Raw genomic sequence first — 6112 nt, 5'->3', positions numbered from 1 at the left:
TCCCGCCTGGCTATGAAATGGCAGGAAGCAATAGAAAAGAGCCTGAAGAATGGCAAGACCTCCGGTAAGATCAGGAAAGAAGTGAATGTGTTACAGGCTGCCTGGTTCGTCATGTCGGGTTACAGCGGGGTCCGTAACCTTGGGAAGATCTACGGGAAAGACTGCTACAACGTATACCTGAAAGAGCTGAAGCACTACCTGAAAGGGTTAGAGCCAGCTCCGGTGAGCTAGCTCCCGCATTTAAAGATGATCAATGTTTTCATGGGTGATTACATTCCCTTCTTCATCCAGCGGGATCAAAGGGTTATAACCGATCTCCCAGACGTTCCCTTCAATATCCCTGAAGTTCCCGGCGTAGGCGCCAAACGGCCATTGTACAGGAGGCTGCGTGATGTCCACACCTTTTTCTTTCAGCATAGCAAACAGCTCGTCCACTTCTGCTCGTGTTTGCGTGAGATACGCCAGCGTAAAAGAACGGAAGCCACTGCCCGTGCTGTCAACCCCCGACACCCTCGCCAGCTCATGCCTGCCAAAGATGCCGAAGAGCATGCCATTGCATTTGAAAAAGATAATGTCCTTGTTTTCCGCTACCGGCTTCCATCCAAATGTGTTTGCATAAAAGTTACGCAGCCCCTTGAGATTATTAGCGCCGATCGTAACAATACTGACCTTTTGTTTCATCTTGTTTACTTTTTTACGTGCAGTGGAATGATAAGAGTAAATAACGCCCGTTGTCAGGCATAACATGGCAGTTATAAGCAATGCTTGTTTCCATCTTTTCATATAATAACATATTACAGCTGCAAATGTAATATGGGAGAGGGGCCGGAGTTTTGGAAAAAAGCGACAAAATGATCCTATCGCCTGAGATCTGACGGAACAATACCCGTATATCTCTTGATTTCGTTGGCCAGGTGGGCATGGTCATAATAGCCGAACTGATAGGCAATATCGGCCAGGCTCTCATGGGCGGCGCGTTTCCGCAGATCCGGCATTACGGCACAGAAGCGAACGATGTTGGCAAACTCCTTTGGACTCACGCCTGTATGCAGTTTGAAATACCTTTCCAGCTGGCGGCGCGTGATATAATGCGTAGTTGCAAGCTTATCAATCTTTACGTTCCCCTGTTGCCGGACTATATCTTCAATCACCGGTAAAATTGGCACGGTAGCAGGTTGCAGTTTTTTCAGCAGATAACGGTCAAGAACCTCTGCCAATTCAGGCCCACGTATAAGCCCGACCGCTTCCAGTAAAGAACGTTCAAACTCAAGACAGTTGTCTGTTGCTTCATGCAGCGGGAAGCGGAAGAATAGCGGGAACGCGCCTGGCTTAAAACGGATGCCTGCAAGATAACTCTCTGGTTCGGGGAAAGACTCAGCATAATGTGTCATAGTACCCACCAGGTATACCATGCCGTGTGCCATTCGGGTATCACCGCTGCTGGTAAATACATCATTACCAAGATTACAGATAATGTCCACGCAACCATCCGGTAGTATCCGCTGGGAAGGCCCCGGCAGCAGACCTGAGCGCACTGTCCAGTATGCATCAACATACGGGCGCAACAGCATACAGGGCATATATGTTTTATAGGTGGACATACGTTTTCAAAACTACGTATAAAAGAAGAAAAGCGAAACAAGACTGTTTCGCTTTTCTGATGCAGTGTGCTGCAATATGTCGTATGCTTTATTTCTGCTCTGCTGCGGCTGGTTCTGTTTTACCATCTTTCTTTTTACCGTGATGGTCTCCGTGCATATCCTTCAGTTTAGCCTGCTGATCAGGAGTCAGGATGGTCTGGAACTGTTGCTTGCGGTATTCGGAAATCTCTTTGAACTTAGCTTTATCCTGGTCCCCACCTGCCTTCAGTGCATCTTTGCGACGGATGCATTCTGTATTTACTGCCAGCACTTTCTTGTACTGGTCGTCTGTGAGTGATAACTTCTGTTTCAGTTCATCTGCATACTGCGCGGCTCTTTGTTCGGCAGGAGGCAATTGTTTGGCTATTTTAGCCGGCGCCTGTTGCTTTGCAGGAGCGGCTTGTTGAGCTGGAGTGGCTGTCTGGGCAAAAGCTGGGGCCGCAGCCACCATAAGTGCAAAAGCAATGACTAAGTTTTTCATAATTGTATTTGTTTAATATCCCTGAGAAGTCAATTATCCTGCCAAAGGAAAGGCAGGGACGTGCCGGTATGAATTTATATATTCTTTTTCAAAAAACTTTAACGATTAACAACTCATCTTCCCTAACTGTTGTTAAATTTTCAACGACATTAAACCTCACCGCTAACAGCTGTTAGTCTTATATTTGTAAAATGTACGAACTGCTGCGCCATAACATTGATAAACACCTGAATATCTCTGATGAAGAGTTTGAACAGTTTGCTGCTCCCTTTTACCTGCAGGAGGTGAAGAAAAAACAGCTCCTGCTGCGCGAAGGCCAGGTATGCAAGTTCGAAGGCTTCGTAAATAAAGGCTGCCTGAAAGTTTTTTATTCAGATGAGAATGGCTTTGAGCGGATATTATATTTTGCGATAGAAGACTGGTGGATTACCGACATTGACAGCTTTACGAATAATGTGCCCTCCATCCTCAATATTGAAGCCCTCGAAGACAGTGAAGTGCTGCTCATCACACAACCCTACAAACAGGCATTATATGAACAGTTGCCGGTCGTGGAAAAGCTCTTCCGTATCATGACCCAGAAAACACATGTGGCATTACAACGTCGCATGATCTCTTCCCTCGGCAAAACCGCTGACGAGCGTTACCTTGAATTTGTACATAAATATCCACAACTGGAGCAACGGCTCACACAACAACAGGTGGCATCCTATCTCGGCATCTCCCACGAATTCCTTAGCAAGATCAGGAAAAAGCTCTCCAGACCTAAATAACGTTTTTTGAACTAATTCAACTTTTCCCGGGGCAGGGTGTTCTAATTTTGTTTTCGTAATCAACGGTATTATGAAAACAAATACAGACACGCAATACAAACTCGTATATATAATGGACCCGCTCTGTGGCTGGTGTTATGGCAATGCGGCCAATATAATCCATACATACGAAACATTCCGGGAACACATTCCCTTTGAGATCATACCTGGCGGAATGTGGGCCGGACACAACGCAAGAATGCAAAGCCTCCAGATGGCCGCTTACTTCCGTAATCACGATCAGCAGATCGCAGCGATGACCGGTACTGCATTCGGGGAGGCTTATTTTGAATTTATTCAGCGTGAAGATGTACTGCTCAACAGCGAAATCCCTTCCCGCGCTATCGTCACTGCACAACACTTATGGCCTGGTATAAGCCCGGAATTTATGGCTGCTGTCCAAAAGGCCCGCTATTACTATGGCAAAGATCTTAACCACTACAGTACCTACGAAGCTATATTACAACAGCTAAACCTGGACAATGACGCTTTCCGGCAACATTTCGATTCCCCTGCCATGAAAGCGGCTACCCAGGCCGCTTTTGCCAGGGCTGCCAGCTACGCTATGTCGTACCCCACGCTACTGCTCGAAACCGGTAACAGAACAATACTCATAGAACAAGGCTATTCATCCGCAGAGGAAATCATCAGCAATATCGCTTCCCATCTTACAGACATTCATCACTTTATAGCATAACATATGAAACACAAAATATTTCTTTCAATACTCGTTCCTTTCATCTCAATCTTATTCACTATGAACACACAGGCACAAACATTCAAAACCATTGACATGGCGCCGTTGCAACTGAAAGTATATCATGCTGCAGAAACCAGCTTCGGCGTGGCTTCTGTGATCGTAAGCGGTAAAACGGACGCTGTTCTCATCGATGCGCAGTTCACACTGCCGGATGCGAAAAAGGTAGCCGGCGAGATTAAAGCCAGCGGTAAAAAACTCACCGCCATCTTCGTGAGCTACGGCGATCCCGACTTTTACTTCGGACTGGAAGTATTTAAAAGCTATTTCCCCGGTGTAACGGTATACGCTACTGAAAAGACGGTAGAGCATATCAAAGCTACCGCCCAGAAGAAGCTGGATGTATGGGGGCCGCAACTGGGTGAGAATGGTACAAAGAACGTGGTGCTGCCACAGGTGCTGAAAGGCAACAGCCTTGAACTGGAAGGTAACAAACTGGAGATCATCAGCGTGGACGGTGCACCGCAACGCACCTTCGTGTGGATACCCGCTATCAAAACAGTTGCAGGTGGTGTCAATGTATTCGGTACCGGCTTCCATCTGTGGACTGCCGATGACGCTTCCCACGAAAAACGTGCATTGTGGCTGGCTGCATTAGGCAAGATTGAATCGCTGCACCCGGCGGTAGTGATCCCTGCCCACTTCAAAGATAACGCTGCGCTCAGCCTCGAATCTGTTAAATACAACAGGGAATACCTGAAAGCATATGAGGAAGAGCTGTCTAAGGCAAAAACATCTGCTGCATTGATAGACGCCATGAAAAAACGTTACCCTGACGCCACCTTCGAAATCGCTTTGCAGCTGGGTGCTAAGGTAAACACCGGGGAAATGAAATGGTAGGTTTCTCGCTAGGGATTCCTCGCAAAGAATGCAAAGGGAGCAAAGAATACGCAAAGAATCTTATAAGTTTGATTAAGACCAGTGTTGAGTATCAAAAAATAATGTGATCTTATACTTAATCTTACCAGACATAAAAAACTCTCTGCGTCTTTGCTCCCTCTGCATTCTTTGCGAGAAATTCCTCGCAGGAATCCCTACTTTTGTCTATTATGGAAACAACAATCAAAACCAGTTTAATTGAAGCAGAAGAAAAAGCCCTTCAGTTATTCCGGTCAATAGAAGAAAAAGGGCTACTATCGGCAGGCAAAACAGAGAAAGAACTGAATACAGACATCTTCAACCTGGCGAAAGAATTGTACGGTATTGAAAAGTACTGGCATAAAAGGATCGTAAGGTCAGGTCCCAATACTTTATTCCCCTACAAGGAAAATCCACCGGATCTGCTGATTCAGGAAGATGATATCCTGTTCATTGACTTCGGGCCGATCTTTGAAGAATGGGAAGCCGACTTCGGAAGAACCTACGTAGTTGGCAACGACCCGCTGAAACACAAGCTGAAAAATGACCTGGAAACAGCCTGGTACGAGGCTAAAGCCTGGTTCGATCAACAGACATCCCTCAGCGGCGCCGCGCTCTACCAGTACACAGTTGATCTCGCAAAGAAGTACGGCTGGACTTTCGGCGGCGAGATCGCAGGGCATATCATCGGACAGTTCCCGCATGAAAAGTTAGCGCCCGGTACACAAGACCTCTACGTTCATCCGGAGAATCCCAACGATATGTTTGCACCGGATAAAAATGGTCAGCCCAGAGAATGGATACTGGAACTGCATTTTATTGACGCAGAGAAAAAGATCGGCGGCTTCTTCGAGCAATTACTCACCCGCTAAAATTACTGGCCGTAATGAAAATATCCCCTGGCTTCTGTTAATGAAACCAGGGGATATTTTCATTGATGAATCTGATATGAATTCCGGATACTGCTTATTGTCCGGCTCTTGCTTGTCTCTTCTTCTTCTCGTGGTCAACGATCGCGCCTGTTCCTGCGCCTACACCCGCACCAATCAGGGTACCAATTACAGCGCCGGCTGCATGATTCTTATTAACAAGAGCACCGGTAATCGCTCCGGCTCCTGCGCCTACTACAGCGCCTTTAGCGGTATGACTCCAGTTTTTGAAGCCCTTTTTGCGTGGAGCAGGTGCTGGTGCAGGAGCGGGGGCTGCGGCTGTGGCCGGAGCTGCGCCAGAATTATCCGAATAATTTGCATCGCTGTAATGCGGAGTAACATATTCGCCTGCAGATGATCCATGTCTTCCCTTTTTATGATTTAAGGCATTCATTGAATCTACCACCTGTTGCTTCACAAGATTGATGTTGTTCATGGAGTCTATTGTGGCCTGCTTGGCGGCTTGAATGGCTGCCTGGTCGGGATTACTCCGGCAGGAGAAAAATACCACAGTGGTGGCTAATGCTAAGACTACCTGTTTCATGGTTAAAATTTTTTGATCTTCAACCCGCACTGTACGAAAATTGTGCCATTTCAGGGAAACAGGTAGCTATCAGCTGAAAAATAGCACGTTA

The 6112-nt window shown here is 46.7% G+C and carries 9 protein-coding genes; 5 read left to right on the top strand and 4 right to left on the bottom strand.

Features of this window, described 5'->3' with window-relative positions:
* Nucleotides 1–231 (top strand): hypothetical protein (locus VM802_RS27710; RefSeq protein WP_325536888.1); only part of this gene is annotated, 231 nt, incomplete at its 5' end.
* Between the two features lie 9 nt (nucleotides 232–240).
* Here VM802_RS27710 and VM802_RS27705 read toward each other — a convergent pair.
* The 3 genes from VM802_RS27705 to VM802_RS27695 all read right to left on the bottom strand — a co-directional run bounded on the left by VM802_RS27705 (nucleotide 241) and on the right by VM802_RS27695 (nucleotide 2121).
* Nucleotides 241–783, bottom strand: coding sequence for a VOC family protein (locus VM802_RS27705; RefSeq protein ID WP_325536886.1), 543 nt, complete (start codon nucleotides 781–783; stop codon nucleotides 241–243).
* 74 nt (nucleotides 784–857) lie between these two features.
* Entirely contained in the window at nucleotides 858–1601 is a 744-nt protein-coding gene (locus VM802_RS27700) for a DUF6597 domain-containing transcriptional factor (RefSeq protein WP_325536883.1), read from the bottom strand.
* Between the two features lie 88 nt (nucleotides 1602–1689).
* Nucleotides 1690–2121: a hypothetical protein gene (locus tag VM802_RS27695; RefSeq protein ID WP_325536881.1), complete on the bottom strand. Its 432-nt coding sequence runs from the start codon at nucleotides 2119–2121 to the stop codon at nucleotides 1690–1692.
* 191 nt (nucleotides 2122–2312) lie between these two features.
* Here VM802_RS27695 and VM802_RS27690 point away from each other — a divergent pair, with 191 nt between their 5' ends.
* The 4 genes from VM802_RS27690 (at nucleotide 2313) to VM802_RS27675 (ending at nucleotide 5420) form a co-directional block, all read left to right on the top strand.
* The gene (locus VM802_RS27690) at nucleotides 2313–2894 is read left to right on the top strand and encodes a Crp/Fnr family transcriptional regulator (RefSeq protein ID WP_325536879.1); all 582 of its coding nucleotides are present in this window, start codon (nucleotides 2313–2315) and stop codon (nucleotides 2892–2894) included.
* Nucleotides 2895–2964: 70 nt separating this feature from the next.
* Nucleotides 2965–3630, top strand: coding sequence for a DsbA family protein (locus VM802_RS27685; RefSeq protein ID WP_325536877.1), 666 nt, complete (start codon nucleotides 2965–2967; stop codon nucleotides 3628–3630).
* 60 nt (nucleotides 3631–3690) lie between these two features.
* Nucleotides 3691–4530, top strand: a complete 840-nt coding sequence (locus VM802_RS27680) for an MBL fold metallo-hydrolase (RefSeq protein WP_325536875.1) — start codon at nucleotides 3691–3693, stop codon at nucleotides 4528–4530.
* A 209-nt stretch (nucleotides 4531–4739) separates the two neighbouring features.
* Entirely contained in the window at nucleotides 4740–5420 is a 681-nt protein-coding gene (locus VM802_RS27675; RefSeq protein ID WP_325536873.1) for a M24 family metallopeptidase, read from the top strand.
* Between the two features lie 94 nt (nucleotides 5421–5514).
* On the opposite strand, the gene VM802_RS27670 is transcribed toward VM802_RS27675, so the two are convergent.
* Nucleotides 5515–6021: a YMGG-like glycine zipper-containing protein gene (locus VM802_RS27670; protein ID WP_325536871.1), complete on the bottom strand. Its 507-nt coding sequence runs from the start codon at nucleotides 6019–6021 to the stop codon at nucleotides 5515–5517.
* Nucleotides 6022–6112: the final 91 nt, after the last annotated feature.

Source organism: Chitinophaga sp. (assembly GCF_035538455.1).
Lineage (GTDB): Bacteria > Bacteroidota > Bacteroidia > Chitinophagales > Chitinophagaceae > Chitinophaga.
This window is presented reverse-complemented; position numbering and strand designations above follow the sequence as displayed.

Bases quoted from the DNA above. Each gene is read 5' to 3' on its own strand.
- VM802_RS27675 (WP_325536873.1), top strand. From the start codon at position 4,740: ATGGAAACAACAATCAAAACCAGTTTAATTGAAGCAGAAGAAAAAGCC.
- VM802_RS27690 (WP_325536879.1), top strand. From the start codon at position 2,313: ATGTACGAACTGCTGCGCCATAACATTGATAAACACCTGAATATCTCT.
- VM802_RS27695 (WP_325536881.1), bottom strand. From the start codon at position 2,121: ATGAAAAACTTAGTCATTGCTTTTGCACTTATGGTGGCTGCGGCCCCA.
- VM802_RS27705 (WP_325536886.1), bottom strand. From the start codon at position 783: ATGAAAAGATGGAAACAAGCATTGCTTATAACTGCCATGTTATGCCTG.
- VM802_RS27685 (WP_325536877.1), top strand. From the start codon at position 2,965: ATGAAAACAAATACAGACACGCAATACAAACTCGTATATATAATGGAC.
- VM802_RS27680 (WP_325536875.1), top strand. From the start codon at position 3,691: ATGAACACACAGGCACAAACATTCAAAACCATTGACATGGCGCCGTTG.
- VM802_RS27670 (WP_325536871.1), bottom strand. From the start codon at position 6,021: ATGAAACAGGTAGTCTTAGCATTAGCCACCACTGTGGTATTTTTCTCC.
- VM802_RS27700 (WP_325536883.1), bottom strand. From the start codon at position 1,601: ATGTCCACCTATAAAACATATATGCCCTGTATGCTGTTGCGCCCGTAT.